A 20,119-nucleotide genomic window follows, 5' to 3' on the forward strand; every position below is an offset into this window, starting at 1 on the left:
TCAATCGCAAGACGCCTTGCTTTTTACTTTTCATCAGACAATCTGTGTGAGCACTACAAAGGCAGGTTCTTTCAGGTAAGGAGGTGATCCAACCGCAGGTTCCCCTACGGTTACCTTGTTACGACTTCACCCCAGTCATGAATCACAAAGTGGTAAGCGCCCTCCCGAAGGTTAAGCTACCTACTTCTTTTGCAACCCACTCCCATGGTGTGACGGGCGGTGTGTACAAGGCCCGGGAACGTATTCACCGTAGCATTCTGATCTACGATTACTAGCGATTCCGACTTCATGGAGTCGAGTTGCAGACTCCAATCCGGACTACGACATACTTTATGAGGTCCGCTTGCTCTCGCGAGGTCGCTTCTCTTTGTATATGCCATTGTAGCACGTGTGTAGCCCTACTCGTAAGGGCCATGATGACTTGACGTCATCCCCACCTTCCTCCAGTTTATCACTGGCAGTCTCCTTTGAGTTCCCGACCAAATCGCTGGCAACAAAGGATAAGGGTTGCGCTCGTTGCGGGACTTAACCCAACATTTCACAACACGAGCTGACGACAGCCATGCAGCACCTGTCTCAGAGTTCCCGAAGGCACCAAAGCATCTCTGCTAAGTTCTCTGGATGTCAAGAGTAGGTAAGGTTCTTCGCGTTGCATCGAATTAAACCACATGCTCCACCGCTTGTGCGGGCCCCCGTCAATTCATTTGAGTTTTAACCTTGCGGCCGTACTCCCCAGGCGGTCGACTTAACGCGTTAGCTCCGGAAGCCACTCCTCAAGGGAACAACCTCCAAGTCGACATCGTTTACAGCGTGGACTACCAGGGTATCTAATCCTGTTTGCTCCCCACGCTTTCGCACCTGAGCGTCAGTCTTTGTCCAGGGGGCCGCCTTCGCCACCGGTATTCCTCCAGATCTCTACGCATTTCACCGCTACACCTGGAATTCTACCCCCCTCTACAAGACTCAAGCCTGCCAGTTTCAAATGCAGTTCCCAGGTTGAGCCCGGGGATTTCACATCTGACTTAACAGACCGCCTGCGTGCGCTTTACGCCCAGTAATTCCGATTAACGCTTGCACCCTCCGTATTACCGCGGCTGCTGGCACGGAGTTAGCCGGTGCTTCTTCTGCGAGTAACGTCAATCGCTAAGGTTATTAACCTTAACGCCTTCCTCCTCGCTGAAAGTACTTTACAACCCGAAGGCCTTCTTCATACACGCGGCATGGCTGCATCAGGCTTGCGCCCATTGTGCAATATTCCCCACTGCTGCCTCCCGTAGGAGTCTGGACCGTGTCTCAGTTCCAGTGTGGCTGGTCATCCTCTCAGACCAGCTAGGGATCGTCGCCTAGGTGAGCCGTTACCCCACCTACTAGCTAATCCCATCTGGGCACATCTGATGGCATGAGGCCCTAAGGTCCCCCACTTTGGTCTTGCGACGTTATGCGGTATTAGCTACCGTTTCCAGTAGTTATCCCCCTCCATCAGGCAGTTTCCCAGACATTACTCACCCGTCCGCCACTCGTCACCCGAGAGCAAGCTCTCTGTGCTACCGTTCGACTTGCATGTGTTAGGCCTGCCGCCAGCGTTCAATCTGAGCCATGATCAAACTCTTCAATTTAAGTTTGATGCTCATGAATTAAACTTCGTAATGAATTACGCATGTTCACTCACTGAGACTTGGTATTCATTTTTCGTCCGAGGACGTTAAGAATCCATGTCACTTTGAGTGCCCACACAGATTGTCTGATAAATTGTTAAAGAGCAGTTGCGACGCGCTTTAGCGCTCTGTCGCGAGGTGGCGTATATTACGCTTTCCTCTTTCAGAGTCAACCCTGAATTTCAGAATTTTTTCTCTGCCGACCCGGCTTAATCTGTGAACTCGTTCACATTCGCCGTGTCAGTGGGAGCGCATTATAGGGAGTTTTGTTTCCATGGCAAGCCTTAAAATACAAAAAACTTATCAAACGCTCATTATTTGAACTTCCTCGTATTTCACCCCGTAGCCATAAAGCGAAGAAACCCAGTATCCACGCGGCTTACAGCGGCAACAAGGCCAAATCCCGCAAGGAGTAAAAAAGCGCGCGCGGTATTCACTATCGGCATTTTTCCCCCTTTCTTTCTTTAATCCCCTTACGGCGCGCCATCGCGGATGGCGAATTAAGCGGCTGTCTTGACTCATGACAAAGCGCCGCCGGTCGACTCCTTTCTATAATCAGGCCCGTTTCTACATTACTGGTGTGAACCTATGGCTTATCAACTGAACATCAACTGGCCCGAGTTTTTAGAGAAGTACTGGCAAAAGCAGCCGGTGGTATTAAAGAATGCTTTCCCGGACTTCGTCGATCCGATTACGCCGGATGAGTTGGCCGGTCTGGCCATGGAACCCGAAGTCGACAGTCGCCTGGTGAGCCTGGTTAACGATCGTTGGCAGGCCAGCAACGGGCCGTTTGAACATTTTGACGGTCTGGGCGAGACCGGCTGGTCTCTGCTGGCGCAGGCGGTGAACCACTGGCATATGCCAGCTGCCGAGTTGGTACGCCCTTTCCGCGTTCTGCCGGACTGGCGCCTTGACGATCTGATGATCTCCTTCTCCGTCCCCGGCGGCGGCGTGGGTCCGCATATCGACCAGTACGACGTCTTTATTATTCAGGGCATGGGCAGCCGTCGCTGGCGCGTGGGTGACAAACTGCCGATGCGCCAGTTCTGTCCGCACCCGGCGCTGCTGCATGTCGACCCATTCCCGCCGATTATTGATGAAGACCTCGAACCGGGCGATATCCTCTATATCCCGCCAGGATTCCCGCACGATGGCATTACCCACGAAACCGCGCTGAACTACTCCGTCGGCTTCCGTGGCCCGAACGGTCGCGATCTGATCAGCAGCTTTGCCGACTATGTGCTGGAAAACGATCTTGGCGGCGAGCACTACAGCGATCCGGACCTCACCTGTCGTGAGCATCCTGGCCGGGTTGAAGAGTATGAGCTTGAGCGCTTGCGGTCGATGATGATCGATATGATTCGCCAGCCGGAAGATTTTAAACAGTGGTTCGGCAGCTTCGTGACCACCCCGCGCCACGAGCTGGATATTGCGCCGGCGGAACCGGCGTATGCAGAAGAGGAAGTGGTCGATGCGCTAATGGGCGGCGAAAAGCTTTCTCGCCTCAGCGGCCTGCGCGTTCTGCATATCGGCGACAGCTTCTTCGCGCATAGCGAACAGCTGGACACCACCGATGCTGAAGCGCTGGATGCCCTGTGCCGCTATACCTCACTCGGTAAAGAAGAGCTCGGCAGCGGTCTACAGAATCCGGCGTTCGTGAGTGAACTGACGCGTCTGATCAATCAGGGCTACTGGTACTTCGAAGAGTAATCCACCGCCCCGCACGGAGGTCCCCCGAAAGCCTGGTTCTACCCGGCTTTCGGCATTTACGGCATCTGTTTGGGCAAGATCAGAATAAAGCGCGTTGAGCGACTATCGGACTCCACCACCACGCTGCCGTGATGCGCGGTGACAATAGACTTCACGATCGCGAGGCCGATACCGCTCCCCTCCCCTTTGCGCTGCCGGGAAGGATCGACGCGATAAAAACGGTCGAATAGCCGCGGTAAGTGCTCAGCCGCAATCGGTGTCCCCGGATTTTCTACCACCAGCTTCGCCTGCCCGGCGATTTCACTGACCTGAATCGTCACCGCCTGCTGACCCGGCGTATAGCGAATCGCGTTCGACAACAGGTTGCTGATGGCCCGCCGCAGCATCAGCGGGTCGCCGGTGACCCAGCATGCATTGCCGGTAAAACGCAGCGTCACCTCTTTCTCTTCTGCCCAGGCTTCAAAGAAGTCGAACACTTTGTTGACCTCATCGGCCAGGTTCAGGGTTTTCTGCTCGGGGATCAGCTGATTGTTGTCCGCCTGCGCCAGAAACAGCATGTCGCTCACCATCCGCGACATCCGCGAAAACTCTTCCAGGCTGGAGTACAGCACATCCTCCAGCTCTTTCTGGCTGCGGGTCTGACTGAGGGCTATTTCCGTTTGCGTCACCAGGTTGGTAATCGGCGTACGGATCTCATGGGCGATATCGGCAGAAAAGTTGGACTGGCGGGTAAAAACATCTTCAATACGTTCCAGCATATGGTTAAACGAAATCACCAGCCGTTCCAGCTCCACCGGCACACTCCCGGGATTTAAGCGGACGTCGAGATCTCTGGACGTGATGTTTTGAATCTGCCGGCTGACCTGGCGGATCGGTTTGTGCCCCTGATAGACCACGAGCAGCACAATCAAGATGATAAGAATGCTGATCACCGAGGCGGCTGAAATCAGCTTCGCCTTCAGCTCATTAATATAGTGCAGGTGGAAATCGATCGATAACGCCATCAGCAGATGATAAGCCGGTTTGCCCTCCGCCGTGTTGCCGAGCGGCAGCATAATCAACCGCCAGGCGCGGCTTTGCATCGGGTGGTTATCATGCGTCACCGCCTGCGGATACGGATCGCTCCACGAGGTAACACGCCCGCCCTGCAGACGGGCCGCCAGCCCGGGGGTGCTCATGATATGGCTCAGATCCGGGCCATTCGGCGACTGGAACAGAATATTCCCGTTGGCATCATCGAGGCAGATAAAGACATTGGCGTAACCCGCAATCACGTTTTTTAAGATATCCAGCCGCTGCGCCTGCGGATAGTCGTCATGATTAAGTACCGTTTCAAGCGTTGTCGCGAGCTGCTTTAAGTCGTGAACGTCACGCTCCTCAAAGTGCGCTTTGACCGAATGGATCATTATCCAGGTAAAAGCAAAGAACGCCACGATCGTGGCCAGGCTGATAAAAAAAGTCAGTCGCGAAGCCAGCGAAAAAGGCCGCGGGAACCACTTACTCAACATCCGGAACCTCAAGCATATAGCCCACGCCGCGCACGGTCTGGATAAGCTTCGGTTCAAAGTCATTATCGATTTTGGCCCGCAGCCGCTTGACCGCCACGTCGATGGCATTGGTATCGCTGTCAAAGTTCATATCCCAGACCTGGGAGGCAATCAGCGACCGGGGCAGCACTTCCCCCTGGTGACGCAGAAAGAACTCCAGCAGCGTGAACTCTTTGCTGGTCAGGGTGATACGCGTTCCGCCGCGAGTCACTTTACGACTCACCAGATCGACGAACAGATCCGCCGCCTGAAACTGGCTTTCCGCTATTGTTGATGCGCCGCGGCGCAGCAAGGTTCTGACCCGCGCCAACAGCTCGGCAAAGGCAAAGGGCTTCACCAGATAGTCGTCCGCGCCCAGTTCCAGCCCCTTGACCCGATGCTCAACGGTGCCGAGGGCCGTCAGCAGCAGGACGGGCATGCCTTTACTGGCGGCGCGCAGCATTCTGACAATATCCCAGCCGTTCACGTCAGGCAGCATAATATCGAGAATCAGCAGGTCATAATCGCCGGTCATCGCCAGGTGATAGCCGTTCAGACCGTTATCGGCGAGATCAACGACAAAACCGGATTCCGTCAGCCCTTTGGTCAGGTACTCCCCGGTTTTCTTCTCATCTTCGACGATCAAAATCTTCATGACATGCTCCTTCACGCGCTTTGAGTGCGGGTTTCCAATTTTAGAGGAGCTAAACCGGATAGCAATGAATTCTCAGGAAAATGACAGATTTGTCATTTTCCTGTCACGCATCGAACAGCGGCCGTTTTGTAGAGTAGCCGTCATTCATTCGCCGCCGAAAAACGTCCTGCCCTATGCGCAAATTAAAGCTCATCACGCTCAGCGTGATTTTTGTTCTGACCGGCTGCCTCTCTTTCGCTCCGGAGTACCAGCAGCCGGCCTCGCCGGTGCCGCAGCAGTTCTCGCGCAGCCAGAACAAGCTGGTCGCCATACCCGCGCCTTATCAGGAGAGCGGCTGGCGGACGTTTTTCGTCGACCCAAAGGTGAAGTCGCTGATTGGCGAAGCGCTGCTGAACAACCGGGATTTGCGCATGGCGACGCTCAAAGTCCAGGAGGCAAGAGCGCAATATGGCGTCACCGACGCCGATCGCTACCCGCAGCTGAATAGCGCCGCCAGCACCACCTGGAGCGGCAAGCTCAAAGGTGACACCACCACCGCCAGCGACTATCAGGCCGGGCTTAACCTCAGCTTTGACCTCGATTTCTTCGGCCGTCTGAAAAACTTAAGCGAGGCGGACAGGCAAAACTATTTCGCCAGCGAGGAAGCCCGCCGGGCGGTTCATATTCTATTAGTCTCGAATGTCTCGCAGAGCTATTTCAACCAGCGCCTGGCCTGGGCTCAGCTGCAGGTGGCGAAGGAGACGTTGCAGAACTACCAGCGTTCCTACGCCTTTGTCGAGAAACAGCTGCTGACCGGCAGCACCACGGTCCTGGCGCTGGAGCAGGCACGCGGGGTCATCGAAAGTACCCGTGCCGATATCGCCAGACGTGAAGGCGAACTGGCGCAGGCCAACAACGCCCTGCAGCTGCTACTGGGCAGCTATCAGCATCTGCCTGATGACGCGGCTAGCAGCCTCCTTGATATCAACGGCGTCGCCTTGCCGCCAACGCTGTCCTCGCAGATCCTGCTACAGCGGCCGGATATTTTACAAGCCGAGCACGGTTTACGTGCCGCGAACGCCAATATCGGCGCCGCCCGCGCGGCCTTTTTCCCGTCGATAACCTTAACCAGTTCGCTCTCCGGCAGCAGCGCGGATTTGTCCCGCTTGTTTAACCCCGCCAGCGGAATGTGGAATTTCGTCCCCAAAATCGAACTGCCGATTTTTAATGCCGGGCGCAATCAGGCCAACCTCGATTTAGCGAAAATCCGCCAGCAGCAGGCGGTGGTGAACTACGAGCAAAAAATCCAGGCCGCCTTCAAAGAGGTCGCCGACGCGCTGGCCCTGCGCCAGAGCCTGGCTGACCAGATCAGCGCTCAGCAACGCTACTTCGCCTCACTGCAAACGACGCGGCAACGCGCCAGGGCGCTCTATCAGCATGGCGCGGTGAGCTATATCGAAGTGCTCGATGCCGAGCGTTCGCTGTTCACCACGCGACAAACCCTGCTGGACCTCAACTACGCCCGTCAGGTCAACGAAATCAAGCTATTCACCGCCCTGGGTGGCGGCTGGGTGGAATAAATCATCATTTACTTTCAGGAGTATGCAGCATGAATCACCTTACTAAAACCTTCATTTTCAGCCTTCTTTCTGCGCTCATGTTCAGCGCGCAGGCCAACGAACACCAGCATGGCGACATGATGAATGCCCAGCCAGCCGCGCAGCAGACACAGGCCATCAGCGCCACCGGCGAGGTTAAATCCATTGATACGGAGAGCAAAAAGGTCACCATCGCCCATGATGCGATTCCGGCGGTGAACTGGCCGCCGATGACCATGCGTTTCACCTTTACCCCGCAAACGCCGCTCAACAACATTAAAGCCGGCAGCAAAGTCGCCTTTACCTTTATTCAGCAGGGCAATCTCTCCTTATTACAGGATATCCATCTCGCACAGTAACGCCCGCGGAGATAGCTTCCCAATCACACCGGAATGGACACAGATATGGCCTCGTTTACCCTCAAAAACAGCGCGCTGATTATCGGCAGTATGCTTATTGGCGGCATGACCTCCGCAAGCCTGTACGCCTGGTTCTCGCCGCCCACCGCCGCGGACAGCGCGGCGCCAACCGGTACAACAGAGGCCCGTAAAGTGCTGTTCTGGTATGACCCGATGTACCCCAATACGCGCTTTGATAAACCGGGGAAATCACCGTTTATGGATATGGACCTGGTGGCGAAGTATGCCGACGAAGAGGGAGCCCCCGCTTCCACGCCCGGCGTGCGTATCGATCCCACCCAGACCCAAAACCTGGGGCTAAAAACTGAACCCGTTCGCCGTGGCCCGCTGCATTTCGAGCAGTTGCTCCCGGCGAGCGTCAGCTTTAACGAATATCAGTTTGTGATTGTGCAGGCGCGCTCGGCGGGGTTTATCGAAAAGGTCTATCCCCTCACCGTCGGCGATAAAATTCGCCAGGGCACGCCGCTGGTCGATCTGACCATTGCGGACTGGGTCGAAGCCCAGAGCGAATATCTGCTGCTGCGGGATACCGGCGGCACCGCTACCCAGGTGGAGGGGATTCTGGAGCGTCTGCGCCTCGCCGGCATGCCGGAAGAGGATATTCGCCGCTTAACAGCGACGCGCAAAATTCAGACCCGTTTCACCCTCAAAGCGCCGATCGACGGCGTTATCACCGCCTTTGATTTACGCAGCGGGATGAACATCACCAAAGATAACGTGGTGGCGAAAATTCAGGGCATGGATCCGGTGTGGATCAGCGCCGCAGTGCCAGAATCGGTTGCCTGGCTGCTTAAAGACAGCGCGCAGTTTACGATTTCCGTACCGGCCTGGCCGGGGAAAACCTTCACCATCCGCAAATGGACGATTTTGCCCAGCGCAGATGCCACGACCCGCACGCTACAGCTACGCCTGCAGGTAGATAACGCCGATGAGATGCTCAAACCGGGGATGAACGCCTGGCTGCGGCTGAACACTCAAAGCCAGCCGATGCTCTTGATTCCGTCAAAAGCGCTGATCGATACCGGCACGGAGCAGCGGGTGATTACGGTGGATAACGACGGGCGCTTTGTCCCTAAACGTATCGACGTGTTCCAGCAATCCGGCGGCGTCACGGCGGTCAGCGCCGGTCTCAGCGAAGGCGAAAAGGTGGTCTCCAGCGGCCTGTTCCTGATTGATTCGGAAGCCAATATTTCCGGCGCTCTCGACAGGATGCGCGCGCAGACGCCTGCCGCGCACGCCCACTGAGGAGATGACACATGATTGAATGGATAATCCGTCGCTCGGTGGCTAACCGCTTTCTGGTGATGATGGGCGCGCTGTTTCTCAGCCTCTGGGGGGCGTGGACGATAGTCCATACGCCGGTCGATGCGCTGCCGGATCTCTCGGATGTGCAGGTTATCGTGAAAACCAGCTATCCGGGGCAGGCGCCGCAAATCGTCGAAAATCAGGTCACCTGGCCGTTGACCACCACCATGCTGTCGGTGCCGGGAGCCAAAACGGTACGCGGCTTCTCGCAGTTTGGCGACTCCTATGTCTACGTCATTTTTGAGGATGGCACCGACCCCTACTGGGCGCGCTCCCGGGTCCTGGAATATCTCAACCAGGTGCAGGGCAAACTGCCAGCGGGCGTCAGCGCCGAAATGGGACCGGATGCGACCGGCGTGGGCTGGGTCTTCGAATATGCGCTGGTCGATCGCAGCGGTAAACACGACCTCGCCGAACTGCGCTCGCTGCAGGACTGGTTTTTAAAATACGAGCTGAAAACCATCCCCAATGTCTCGGAAGTGGCGTCGGTCGGCGGCGTGGTCAAAGAGTATCAGATTGTCGTCGACCCGCAGAAACTGACCCAGTATGGCATCAGCCTGTCAGCGGTAAAATCCGCGCTGAATGTCTCCAACCAGGAGGCTGGCGGTTCGTCCGTCGAGCTGGCGGAAGCCGAATATATGGTGCGCGCCAGCGGCTACCTGCAGACGCTGGATGACTTCAATAATATCGTACTGAAAACCGGCGAGAACGGCGTGCCGGTCTTTTTACGCGATGTGGCGCGGGTGCAAATCGGCCCGGAAATGCGCCGCGGCATCGCCGAACTCAACGGCGAAGGCGAAGTGGCCGGCGGCGTGGTGATCCTACGTTCCGGCAAAAACGCCCGCGACGTGATTTCCGCCGTTAAAGACAAGCTTGAGACCCTGAAAAGCAGCCTGCCGGAAGGGGTGGAAATCGTCACCACCTACGATCGCAGCCAGCTGATCGACCGGGCGATCGACAATCTCAGCCACAAACTGCTGGAGGAGTTCATCGTCGTGGCGCTGGTCTGCGCGCTGTTCCTGTGGCACATCCGCTCCGCCCTGGTGGCGATTATCTCCCTGCCGCTTGGTCTATGTATCGCCTTTATTATCATGCATTTTCAGGGGCTGAACGCCAACATCATGTCGCTGGGCGGTATCGCCATCGCCGTGGGGGCGATGGTTGACGCCGCCATCGTGATGATCGAAAACGCCCATAAGCGGCTGGAAGAGTGGGAGCACCACAACCCGGGGCAGAAACTGGCCAACGACACGCGCTGGAAAATTATCACCGATGCCTCGGTGGAGGTCGGTCCGGCGCTGTTTATCAGCCTGCTGATTATCACCCTGTCGTTTATCCCGATTTTTACCCTCGAAGGTCAGGAAGGGAAGCTGTTTGGCCCCCTCGCTTTTACCAAAACCTGGTCGATGGCGGGTGCGGCGCTGCTGGCGATCGTGGTGATCCCGATCCTGATGGGCTTCTGGATCCGCGGCAAGATCCCGGCGGAAGCCAGCAACCCACTCAACCGTTTTCTGATCCGCATTTATCATCCGCTGTTGCTGAAAGTTCTGCACTGGCCGAAAACCACGCTGCTGGTTGCGCTGCTGTCGATCCTGACCATTATCTGGCCGCTGAACCGAACAGGCGGCGAGTTCTTACCGCAGATCAACGAAGGCGATCTGCTGTATATGCCCTCGACGCTGCCGGGGATCTCAGCCGCGCAGGCGGCGGATATGCTGCAAAAAACCGATAAACTGATCATGACCGTGCCGGAAGTGGCCCGCGTGTTTGGCAAGACCGGTAAGGCGGAGACCGCCACCGACTCCGCGCCGCTGGAAATGGTCGAAACCACCATTCAGCTCAAGCCCCAGGCACAGTGGCGACCGGGGATGACCATGGAGAAGATTATCGCCGAGCTGGATAAAACCGTGCGCCTGCCGGGACTGGCCAACCTGTGGGTACCGCCGATTCGTAACCGCATCGATATGCTCTCTACCGGGATCAAAAGCCCGATCGGCATTAAGGTTTCCGGCACGGTCCTCTCCGATATCGACGAGGTTGCCGAACGGATCGAAGTGGTCGCCCGAACCGTGCCGGGCGTCACCTCGGCGCTGGCAGAACGTCTGGTGGGCGGGCGCTACCTTAATATCGATATCAACCGCGAAAAAGCGGCCCGCTATGGCATGACCGTGGGCGACGTTCAGCTGTTTGTGTCGTCGGCCATCGGCGGCGCCATGGTGGGTGAAACGGTAGAAGGCGTCGAGCGCTATCCGATCAACATCCGCTACCCGCAAAGCTATCGCGATAGCCCGGAAGCCCTGCGCCAGCTGCCAGTTCTGACCCCGATGAAGCAGCAAATCACCCTCGGCGACGTCGCCGAGGTGAAGGTGGTGACCGGTCCTTCGATGCTGAAAACCGAGAACGCCCGCCCGGCCAGTTGGATCTACATCGACGCCCGCGATCGCGACATGGTCTCCGTGGTTCACGATCTGCAAAAAACCATCGCCGAGCAGGTGCAGCTGAAACCGGGGATCAGCGTGTCATACTCCGGGCAGTTTGAGCTGTTCGAACGCGCCAATCAGAAGCTGAAGCTAATGGTGCCGATGACGCTGATGATCATCTTCGTCCTGCTCTACCTGGCGTTCCGCCGTTTTGGCGAGGCACTGCTGATCATTACCAGCGTACCGTTCGCCCTCGTTGGCGGTATCTGGTTCCTGTATGGGATGGGGTTCCATCTGTCGGTGGCCACCGGCACCGGGTTTATTGCGCTGGCCGGGGTGGCGGCGGAGTTTGGCGTGGTGATGCTGATGTATCTGCGCCACGCCATCGAGGCCGACCCGTCGCTGGAAAACCCGCACACCTTCAGCGTCGAAAAACTCGACGAGGCGCTGTATCAGGGGGCGGTGCTGCGCGTGCGGCCAAAGGCGATGACCGTGGCGGTGATTATCGCCGGTCTGCTGCCGATTTTATGGGGGACTGGCGCGGGCTCGGAGGTGATGAGCCGCATCGCCGCCCCGATGATTGGCGGGATGATCACCGCCCCGCTGCTGTCGCTGTTTATTATTCCGGCGGCATATAAGCTGATGTGGTTGTACCGCCATCGGCAAAGGCGGAAATCGATGTCGGCCTGATATCAAGCGGGGGCCAGAACGGCACCCGCTTTTACGATTTCAGCGCCGGATTAACGGCCCAGTAATTTCTCATACTGCGCCTGGAACTGCGGCGCATTCCACGAACCATCGAACAAGGTGTAAGTGATATAGCCCTTGTTCAACCAGCCGCTGTCGTTATCTGCTGTCGTGGGTTCCAGCGATGCCGGGTTCATCGTCTGCTTCGCCGTACCGTCCGCCTGCAGTTCATAACCGATCTGCGGCGTTGGAAACTGCTGATTGTCGATATAGTGGACGCCTTTAATTTCAGCGGTCGGCAGCGGCGGATAGTTGATACTCAGCCCGGAGCCTTTCGGCAGCAGCGCCACGCCGGGCTGGCGCGTAGCGTTCAGTTTATTCACCACCGTCACCACGTAATCCACGGAGTCAGGCCAGTATTTATGCGTGCTCGGCCATTTGTTTTTCATCTCCTCTTGCGTGAAGCGATAGCCAATGCTGGCGGCGATAGCCGGGAAACCGTAACGCAGCGCGCGGGCCGCCGCGCTGACGGTGCCGGAGTTTACCTGCGCCATGCCGGTATTCGGCCCGTCATTCACCCCTGAAATGACCAGGTCCGGCGCCGCCTCTTTCATCACCCCCCACAGGCCAAAATCCACGGCATCCGCCGGCGTGCCCGGGAAGCAGTAGCGCTTGTCGGCGACTTTCTTAACGTCGAACGTTTTACCCGGTTTGAAGGTTATCGCTGAGCCGATGCCGCTCTGGTTAGTGTCGGGCGCCACCATCCACACGTCATACCCTTTGGCGGCCAGCTTTTCCTGCAACGACGTGGTGCCAACCGACTGGCAGCCATCGTCGTTAACCAGCAGAATTCTGAGCGGTTTTTCCGCCGCCTGGGTCGAGGCGGTCAGTACGGTGAGCAGCGCAGCGGCGAGAATGTTGATTTTCACGATGACTCCTTAGTCAGTATCAAGATATTTGTCTGGCGCAAAAAAAAACCTAAGAAACCTGCACGCAAATTGACTTGCGCCAGGTCTCTTAGGTTTTGCCGTTATTCCGTTACAATCCCAGGACAAGGGGAAAATACCCCGTATCGACAGAATAATCCACAGGCAACAGGTTTATTATGTGACTACGATCAATAACAAAAAACTATTCCACCAAAAGCAAAGGGTATCAAATGATATTCCCCCCGGAATCCCGACATCTAATTATTAAGAATCTTCCCTGTTATTCCCTGACAATACCCGGAGAGTTAAAATGTTATTGGTAACAAATCACAGGGCATGCGAACGATCACATTTATTAATATCAAAAAAAATTCCACCTGTTTTTCCCTCCCTGACATGATAAGGTCGGTGGTAGTGGATTGTTACTGTTTTCAACACAGGCAAAACCTACGTCAGAGACTCCGGCGGCATCATACACTATGCCCATCCCGAGTCACTGACGTAGGTTTTTTTTTGGCTTTAACATAATAAACAGGAGAACAATATGAAAAAATGGCTAACCGCAATCATCATGTTCGCCAGCGCAGCAACCTGTTCAGCCGCGGAAATGAAAGACGATGGCAGCATTAATATCTATTTTGCCCGACACGGGAAAACGCTATTAAATACCTTCGACCGCGTGCAGGGATGGGCCGATTCTCCGCTGACGGAAGACGGTATCCGCGTTGCCCGTTATCTCGGCGAAGGTTTAAAAGAGGTGAAGTTCGACCGTTTTTATTCCAGCGATGCCGGACGACAGCGAGAAACTATGGCGGTGATTCTGAAACAGGCCGGGATCAACGATTATCGCCTGATCGAGTTGCCAGGCCTGCGCGAAGCCTTCTTTGGCAGCTTTGAAGGCGGCTTCAACAAGGATATGGCAGCGGCCGGCGCACAACAGCTGGGCTTAAAAGACAGCGCCGCCCTGTTCAGCAAAATGAAAGTGGGCACCCTGCCGGTAGATGAAAGCCAGAACGCACTGGCCGCTGCCGACCCACAGGGCATGGCGGAAAACTATCAGCAGGTAAAACGTCGGACTCAGGCGGCGCTACATACCATCGTTGAAAATGCCATAACCCATGGCGACAAAAATATTCTCGCCATTTCGTCCGGCACCTCGATGCAAATTATGATTTCCGATCTGACCGACGATGCGGCAAAAAATAAACCGCTGGCCAACGCGGCGGTGGTAAAAATTGTCTATAAAGATGGCACATATTCCGTTGCAGAAATCGGCACAATGAAATATATCGCAGCCGGAAAGCAGGCTCTCAATAAAAATAACTGATCGCTTAATTATATTATTACAGATAACTGTTGCCGCCAGCCCCAGTTGGCTCGCGGTGTCTCGCCTCGGGGTTTATAATGAAAAATAATATCATGACGATGCTGCTTCTGACCCTTCCTGTCAGCGCCTGGTCAGCAAATAGCGTTCCGCAACCGGATATGATGGATACGGTATTTGCCGATCCTCTTTTTAGCCAGTCACATATGACGCTGTCGCTTAAAAACTACTGGAAATATCTTAAGGAAGAGGAGACAGAACCAAAGAAAGTGCACAACGCCTGGGGTCAGGGCGTTGCCGTGGATTACCAGTCAGGTTATTTCGCCGATATCATTGGCTTCGATGCAATTTATTATGGCGCCATCAAGCTAGGTGCCAGCGATTATTTTAACTCGCGCGGCGTGCTCTACAACGAGGGGAACGGTAATAAAAAGAGCAATGCCCAAGGTTTTTCCAAATTTGGTCAGCGCAACATAAAGCTGAAATATCAACTCGCCGATCTCAATCTGAACGCCCGCTGGGGTTGGCAGATGATTAAAAACACGGGCGTCATCTCTACCTCTACCCGTCTGTCGCCGACGACTTATCTCGGCTGGAGCGGCAGCGTCAACTACGATGACGTGACTCTGCGCGGCGCCTATATCGAAAGTTCGATGGAACGTAACTCGCCGGATAAGAAGCGCTTCCAGACCAATACCGGACGGTACCTCAACCACATCGCCAGCGGCGATATCCTGTGGCAGGGCGAGCGGCTGAATGTACAGTACGGCTATGGCGAAAGCGATAATTACCTACGCCGCCACGTGCTGTTCACACAACTCAAACCGCTGAAGCAACTGAATATCGGCACGCAGATTTATGCCACTCATGCTTTGGATGAATATAAAGCGATGCCGGCCAGCAAGCGTGATTTCGACAGCGATGCCCGGCATTTTGCCATTGATGTGAAATGGCAGGCGGACAACTGGAGCACGAAGTGGGGGCTGGGCTATACCGATGCCGAAAAAGCCGACGAAATCGGCTTTTTCCCCCGACATATGAGCAAAAACTCGCGCGGTACCTTTATTTCGATGGCCTACGCCGGTAGCGACTACCTGCGCGACGGGGAGCTGGTGCTGGCGAATATGTCAGACTACAACCTGACGCCAGAGCTGGCGGTCGGTCTGGCGGGCAACATTGCGCAGTTCAACTACAAGGGCAACCGCGTGCGTACCGGGGAAATCAACGCGTTTAGCCGCTGGGCGCCAACGCATCCGCAGCTGAAAAACCTGACCGTCTGGGCGATGTTCGGGCCGGGATGGTCCTATCGCATGAACGGAAAAACGCCGGTGCTGAACGATGGTCACTACATCCGGGCCAATTCACTCTCTTCCGAGGTCATCATCGAGTATCGGTTTACGCTGTTCTGAGCCTTCGCCGCCGTACGCAGTGATACCGGCAATCACGCGATACAGCACGATCGGCGCGCGTAAAATAGTTTTACGTCGGTAAACTGGCGGGACACTGTCATCGCGTCTCTTTTTCGTGAAACAATAGAACAGCGGCGCGCCAGGATACTCGATGATGGCGCGCCGCTATTCTGCCCACCGACTGCCGAGGGATTGCCTTGTCAACCATTCGTACCGTGCCGTTACCCGGTGAAAGCCGGATCGTGAACCTCTTTCCTTCCTCCGAACTTGCGGACGCTTTCGCCGTCACCCTGCCTCCTGATGCCCCTGCTGATATCAAGACTCTGGCTCATCAGGTGCTGGCGAGGCCACCGCGCTGGTTCAGATGGCTGCTGGCCTGCCGGGATCTGATGGTCAAGCCCTTCGGCATTCAGTCCTCCGCTCAGATGCGCGCAAAACTGGTCGCAGACGGCACGCCCCACATCGATTTTTTCCCGGTGCTCGCGGTAGAGGCCAACGAGATTATCGTCGGGGCCAATGACAGCCATCTCGATTTCAGAATCGCGGTGTTGGTTCGCCAGCGCCGCGAGGCGCAGGCGAATGAACAAGAGGTGGTGCTGGCCTCCGTAGTGCACTGCCACAACCGAACCGGGAAGCTTTACATCACGTTGATTGCCCCGTTCCATCGCCTGGTGGTGCGCGCCATGCTCAAGCGAGCGACGGCAAGGGGCTGGCGATAACCGCGCCCAGAACCTCCGCCGCGCGGCTATCAGCTCGTGACGGAGGCGGTCAGTCACATCGCGACGGCAGCCTCTCCTCCTGCATCGGTCGGGCGAGCATCGCCGTTTTCGCGCCGCGATAGCGTAAATAGAGGTTATTGAGGATCAACGCCGCGCCAGTCATACCAGCGCCGGTTATTTCCGCCGCGGTGGGCGTCACGCCTGTCATCGCCGAAATAGAGAAGGCGGTCAGGGGCACCACATCCATAAACAGCACGCCATTCATCGGCGTCAAAATTTTGTTTCCCATATTCCAGCACAGAATGCCGATAAAACCGGCAATCACCGCCGTATAAAAAACATGAGGAATGATAAAGACAAAATCAGCAGGCGCGGGGACTGACACCTTGCCGCTGAGATACAGCGCGGCATTGAGCGTGAGGATGCTCGTCATGCCAAGCCCGGTGGTCATTGCCGTATATTTTAACGGCGACCAGTGCGGGAACAAGCCTGCTCCCAGCGTATAAATCACCCAGCATAGCGCTCCCATAATCATCAGCGCATTGGCGACATAACTGGAAGGGCTGTTCAGCAGGCTGCCATACTGCCCTTTGGTAATAACGGTAATGACGCCAAAAAATGACAGCATGACCAGGCCAACGGAGAGCGCGGGCGGCGCAATCCGACGCACGATCCCGTTAACGAGAATCCCGAGCATCGGCATCGTGGCCATCATGATAGAGGCCGTCAACGCCCCGTCTTTCCCGGCCATCTGCTGCCCTGAGAAGACCAAAAAGCCAAAACCGACAAATCCCGCCGAGCCCAGGAGCCAGGCCAGTCCGACGCGCTGCCCCTTCAGGCTCAGCCCCTGCCTGCCCTCACGCAAACCGAGCGCCACCACTAATGCCAGTCCGGCAAAGCCATAGCGCAGCGTGGTAAAAGTATAAGGATCGCATCGCGTCAAGGCGCTGGTCATAATGGGGAACGTCGCCCCCCAGGATAAGGTGGCTAACAGGCAACACATCACGCCGGTCGTATAGGTATTTTTCATCGCGATATATCCAATCATATCCCTGCAACGGCAGAGATTGCCGGTTGCAGAGAAACCACGGTGGGGGGAGATAATTTATCTGGATGGTGCGACGTTTAGCCGGCACGGTGATTCCGCGCCGGCGACGCGTCACGTGGCCCGACAGCTATTCCGTGGGCAAGACGCCCGCTTTGGCCCAGTGCGTTTTGGGGATTTCGACAATGATCACATCCACGCTCTCCGCTTTGCATTTCAGCGTTTCAACCACGACCCGGGTCACTTCACGGGCAAAATCGCGCTTTTGTTCCGGCGTGCGGCCCGGCTGTAATTCTAAACGTAAAACAGGCATATTTTTCCTCTCCGTTTGGGACCCCGTCTGGGGTCGATAAATTCATCTTTACCGAAAGGCGAGGAGCAATAAATGTGCATCAGGTTGAGTGAATCAGAACCTACAGGTTGTTAATCATGGATAAACTTGCCGGAATGGAGATGTTTGTCAGGGTTGTCGAGTGCGGCAGCTTTGCCGCCGCGGCCAATGTCAGCGACGTATCGGCCACGATGGTGGCCAAACAGATTCGGGCGATTGAGCAGCGGCTTGGCGCACGTTTGCTGCATCGAACCACCCGTCGCCAACAGTTGACCGAAGTCGGGCAGCTCTACTATGAGCGCTGTCGCCGGGTGCTGGCAGAGTTTTCACTCGCCGAGCATAGCGCCATGGAGCTGCAATCGACGGCCAAAGGGCTGGTCCATATGGTGGCGCCGGTCAGCTTCGGTTGTCAGATACTGGTCCCGGCGTTGAGCGTCTACATGGCGCAAAACCCGGAGGTCAACGTCATGCTGACGCTGGATAATCAGACGCCCAGCTTGAGTAGCGGGGATGCTGAGTTAGCTATTCATATCGGTAAAATTCATCAGCCAGATATCGTTGCCCGGCCGCTGCGCGCCTATCGCCGAATCCTTGCCGCCTCTCCCGACTACCTCCGCCAGCACGGGACGCCGACGCATCCGGATCAGCTGAGTCGCTTTAGCTGTCTGGGGATCTCCTACTGGATACATCAGGATCGCTGGGAGCTGATGGGCCCCGACGGCGAGATATTTAAAGCGGTGGTGAAAGGCCGGTTTATGTCTAACCAGGGTCAGGCGCTGAGGATTGCCGCCCTGAATGGCTGCGGTATCGTGCTGCAACCGGAATCGCTGCTTCAGGACGATATCGCCGAGGGACGCCTGGTGCCGGTGCTGCCCGAGTGGTCGTATAAGCCAACGCCGATATATCTTATTTATCAACAGGATACACGCCCATCAGCCAAGCTGCGCAGCGTGATCGATTTTCTGATACAGCGCTTTGGCGCGCAGCAATAACGGAAAAAACGCCAGCAGACCTGATTCTGCGCCGCCCCGTCGGAGCAACGTGCCTGTTTTCACAACGGCAAAAAATACACAGCCGGAGACCAAGTGGCCTCCGGCAGGCGGATTTATTGCGACTTCTTCTCCAGCGCTTCCCACAACCCCAGCAGGTAGGTTACCCCCAGCGCGCGATCGTAAAGACCGTATCCGGGACGGCCGGTTTCGCCCCAGATAAAGCGGCCGTGATCCGGGCGAATATAGCCGTCAAAGCCGTTATCATGGAGGGCCTGCATGACGCGATACATATCCAGCGAGCCATACTGCGACGGATGCGCGGATTCGTAGAAGTCTTTATCCTTAATCAGCTTAATGTTGCGCACATGGGCAAAATGGAGACGCTTGCGACGCGTAAATTCGGCAAGAATTTCATAGACGTTATTATCCGGATCTTCCGCAATTGAGCCGGTACACAGCGTGATGCCATTTGCCGGTGAATCCACGGCATCGCAAATCTTCGTCAGGTCATCCTGATTTTTCACCACCCGCGGGAGGCCAAAAATAGAGTACGGCGGATCGTCCGGATGAATCGCCATTTTCACCCCGACTTCCTCGCACACCGGAATAATTTCTCTGAGGAAATAAAACAGGTTTTCCCGCAGTTTATTATCATCGACGCCGCTATAGCGGGCGAACAGCTCCTGCACTTTAGCCAGCCGCTCGGGCTCCCATCCCGGTAACGCAAAACCGTTGGCGTTATCGAGTACCTCTTTGACGACCTCTTCCAGACTCTTATCGATGCCGCTCTTTTCGAAAGCCATCGTCAGCGAGCCATCTGGCAGGACGTAGTTCATGTCGGTCTTCATCCAGTCGAAGACCGGCATGAAGTTATAACAGATGACCTTGACGCCAAAGCCCGCCAGATTACGGATCGTCTGTTTATAGTTTTCAATGTAGCGATCGCGTGCCGGGGTGCCTATTTTGATGTCATCGTGAATGTTGACGCTTTCAATCACTTCCATTGTCAGGCCCGCGGCATGGGCCTGGTCAACCAGAGCCTTAATCTTTTCGACTGGCCAGACTTCTCCGGGAGCAACGTCATACAGTGCCCCGACAACCCCCTCCACACCCGGCACCTGCCGGATATACTCCAGTGGGATTTTGTCTTCCTGTGGCCCAAACCAGCGCATTGTCATCTGCATTTTGTATCCGCCTTAATCGTTGCATCTGTGCATGTTTACAAGGTGTACCATACTAGTATTGACTAGCATATGCAGTAATTATCGTTTGATCAACCACCGCGTTAAAAAAGCGTGACGGCGCGATAAAAAGAGGCATGGCCTGAGCATGGGTTTTATTATTTCTGCCAGGGTTAATTGTTTTTATTTTGTAAAAAATAATAACGAATTTACTTTAAATTCATCACCATCTATA

Annotated in this window: 15 protein-coding genes and 1 rRNA gene; 9 read left to right on the forward strand and 7 right to left on the reverse strand. The window is 55.7% G+C overall.

The annotated features are described in order from the left end of the window. Positions 1–76: 76 nt before the first annotated feature. Positions 77–1,616 (reverse strand): 16S ribosomal RNA (locus tag Electrica_RS22085). A gap of 627 nt (positions 1,617–2,243) precedes the next feature. Between Electrica_RS22085 and Electrica_RS22090 the strand changes: the two genes are divergently transcribed. Continuing rightward, positions 2,244–3,365, forward strand: a complete 1,122-nt coding sequence (locus tag Electrica_RS22090) for a ribosomal protein uL16 3-hydroxylase (protein ID WP_141965397.1) — start codon at positions 2,244–2,246, stop codon at positions 3,363–3,365. Positions 3,366–3,421: 56 nt separating this feature from the next. Here Electrica_RS22090 and Electrica_RS22095 read toward each other — a convergent pair whose 3' ends face one another. Both Electrica_RS22095 and Electrica_RS22100 read right to left on the reverse strand, forming a co-directional pair. Then, positions 3,422–4,873, reverse strand: coding sequence for a Cu(+)/Ag(+) sensor histidine kinase (locus Electrica_RS22095; protein ID WP_141965398.1), 1,452 nt, complete (start codon positions 4,871–4,873; stop codon positions 3,422–3,424). Further along, a complete protein-coding gene (locus tag Electrica_RS22100; RefSeq protein ID WP_141965399.1) occupies positions 4,863–5,546 on the reverse strand; it encodes a copper/silver response regulator transcription factor in 684 nt (227 codons plus the stop codon). Before Electrica_RS22100 ends, Electrica_RS22095 begins: the two co-directional genes overlap by 11 nt. Before the next feature lie 173 nt (positions 5,547–5,719). Here Electrica_RS22100 and Electrica_RS22105 point away from each other — a divergent pair, with 173 nt between their 5' ends. From Electrica_RS22105 to Electrica_RS22120, 4 genes are read left to right on the forward strand one after another with little or no spacing between them, the layout of a single operon-like run. Next, on the forward strand, positions 5,720–7,105 hold the full coding sequence (locus Electrica_RS22105; protein ID WP_141965400.1) for an efflux transporter outer membrane subunit: 1,386 nt from the start codon (positions 5,720–5,722) through the stop codon (positions 7,103–7,105). A gap of 29 nt (positions 7,106–7,134) precedes the next feature. Then, the gene (cusF, locus tag Electrica_RS22110; RefSeq protein WP_100684769.1) at positions 7,135–7,482 is read left to right on the forward strand and encodes a cation efflux system protein CusF; all 348 of its coding nucleotides are present in this window, start codon (positions 7,135–7,137) and stop codon (positions 7,480–7,482) included. 45 nt (positions 7,483–7,527) lie between these two features. After that, a complete protein-coding gene (locus tag Electrica_RS22115) occupies positions 7,528–8,787 on the forward strand; it encodes an efflux RND transporter periplasmic adaptor subunit (RefSeq protein ID WP_141965401.1) in 1,260 nt (419 codons plus the stop codon). An 11-nt stretch (positions 8,788–8,798) separates the two neighbouring features. Continuing rightward, complete coding sequence (locus tag Electrica_RS22120; protein ID WP_141965402.1) at positions 8,799–11,957, forward strand: CusA/CzcA family heavy metal efflux RND transporter; 3,159 nt, start codon at positions 8,799–8,801, stop codon at positions 11,955–11,957. Positions 11,958–12,007: 50 nt separating this feature from the next. Here Electrica_RS22120 and surE read toward each other — a convergent pair whose 3' ends face one another. Next, positions 12,008–12,883, reverse strand: a complete 876-nt coding sequence (gene surE / locus Electrica_RS22125; RefSeq protein ID WP_141965403.1) for a 5'/3'-nucleotidase SurE — start codon at positions 12,881–12,883, stop codon at positions 12,008–12,010. Between the two features lie 544 nt (positions 12,884–13,427). On the opposite strand from surE, the gene Electrica_RS22130 reads away from it, so the two are divergent. The 3 genes from Electrica_RS22130 to Electrica_RS22140 all read left to right on the forward strand — a co-directional run bounded on the left by Electrica_RS22130 (position 13,428) and on the right by Electrica_RS22140 (position 16,335). Further along, positions 13,428–14,210, forward strand: a complete 783-nt coding sequence (locus tag Electrica_RS22130) for a histidine phosphatase family protein (RefSeq protein ID WP_141965404.1) — start codon at positions 13,428–13,430, stop codon at positions 14,208–14,210. Positions 14,211–14,287: 77 nt separating this feature from the next. Then, positions 14,288–15,616 carry an OprD family outer membrane porin gene (locus Electrica_RS22135; protein WP_141965405.1) on the forward strand — a complete coding sequence of 443 codons (1,329 nt, stop codon included), beginning with the start codon at positions 14,288–14,290 and terminating at the stop codon, positions 15,614–15,616. Between the two features lie 197 nt (positions 15,617–15,813). Continuing rightward, positions 15,814–16,335, forward strand: coding sequence for a DUF2867 domain-containing protein (locus Electrica_RS22140; protein ID WP_167686254.1), 522 nt, complete (start codon positions 15,814–15,816; stop codon positions 16,333–16,335). A gap of 49 nt (positions 16,336–16,384) precedes the next feature. On the opposite strand, the gene Electrica_RS22145 is transcribed toward Electrica_RS22140, so the two are convergent. Together Electrica_RS22145 and Electrica_RS22150 are read right to left on the reverse strand one after the other, a co-directional pair. Then, positions 16,385–17,365, reverse strand: coding sequence for a DMT family transporter (locus Electrica_RS22145; protein WP_131050718.1), 981 nt, complete (start codon positions 17,363–17,365; stop codon positions 16,385–16,387). Positions 17,366–17,510: 145 nt separating this feature from the next. Beyond that, positions 17,511–17,693, reverse strand: a complete 183-nt coding sequence (locus Electrica_RS22150) for a 4-oxalocrotonate tautomerase (RefSeq protein WP_141965407.1) — start codon at positions 17,691–17,693, stop codon at positions 17,511–17,513. 116 nt (positions 17,694–17,809) lie between these two features. Between Electrica_RS22150 and Electrica_RS22155 the strand changes: the two genes are divergently transcribed. Next, complete coding sequence (locus tag Electrica_RS22155; protein ID WP_141965408.1) at positions 17,810–18,703, forward strand: LysR family transcriptional regulator; 894 nt, start codon at positions 17,810–17,812, stop codon at positions 18,701–18,703. Positions 18,704–18,816: 113 nt separating this feature from the next. On the opposite strand, the gene uxuA is transcribed toward Electrica_RS22155, so the two are convergent. Beyond that, on the reverse strand, positions 18,817–19,887 hold the full coding sequence (uxuA, locus tag Electrica_RS22160; protein WP_131050716.1) for a mannonate dehydratase: 1,071 nt from the start codon (positions 19,885–19,887) through the stop codon (positions 18,817–18,819). Positions 19,888–20,119 lie beyond the last annotated feature (232 nt).

It is taken from the genome of Klebsiella electrica (assembly GCF_006711645.1).
Lineage (GTDB): Bacteria > Pseudomonadota > Gammaproteobacteria > Enterobacterales > Enterobacteriaceae > Klebsiella > Klebsiella electrica.

Bases quoted from the DNA above. Each gene is read 5' to 3' on its own strand.
- Electrica_RS22145 (WP_131050718.1), bottom strand. From the start codon at position 17,365: ATGAAAAATACCTATACGACCGGCGTGATGTGTTGCCTGTTAGCCACC.
- Electrica_RS22130 (WP_141965404.1), top strand. From the start codon at position 13,428: ATGAAAAAATGGCTAACCGCAATCATCATGTTCGCCAGCGCAGCAACC.
- Electrica_RS22090 (WP_141965397.1), top strand. From the start codon at position 2,244: ATGGCTTATCAACTGAACATCAACTGGCCCGAGTTTTTAGAGAAGTAC.
- Electrica_RS22120 (WP_141965402.1), top strand. From the start codon at position 8,799: ATGATTGAATGGATAATCCGTCGCTCGGTGGCTAACCGCTTTCTGGTG.
- Electrica_RS22135 (WP_141965405.1), top strand. From the start codon at position 14,288: ATGAAAAATAATATCATGACGATGCTGCTTCTGACCCTTCCTGTCAGC.
- Electrica_RS22115 (WP_141965401.1), top strand. From the start codon at position 7,528: ATGGCCTCGTTTACCCTCAAAAACAGCGCGCTGATTATCGGCAGTATG.
- Electrica_RS22150 (WP_141965407.1), bottom strand. From the start codon at position 17,693: ATGCCTGTTTTACGTTTAGAATTACAGCCGGGCCGCACGCCGGAACAA.
- Electrica_RS22100 (WP_141965399.1), bottom strand. From the start codon at position 5,546: ATGAAGATTTTGATCGTCGAAGATGAGAAGAAAACCGGGGAGTACCTG.
- cusF (WP_100684769.1), top strand. From the start codon at position 7,135: ATGAATCACCTTACTAAAACCTTCATTTTCAGCCTTCTTTCTGCGCTC.
- uxuA (WP_131050716.1), bottom strand. From the start codon at position 19,887: ATGCAGATGACAATGCGCTGGTTTGGGCCACAGGAAGACAAAATCCCA.
- Electrica_RS22095 (WP_141965398.1), bottom strand. From the start codon at position 4,873: ATGTTGAGTAAGTGGTTCCCGCGGCCTTTTTCGCTGGCTTCGCGACTG.
- Electrica_RS22105 (WP_141965400.1), top strand. From the start codon at position 5,720: ATGCGCAAATTAAAGCTCATCACGCTCAGCGTGATTTTTGTTCTGACC.
- Electrica_RS22155 (WP_141965408.1), top strand. From the start codon at position 17,810: ATGGATAAACTTGCCGGAATGGAGATGTTTGTCAGGGTTGTCGAGTGC.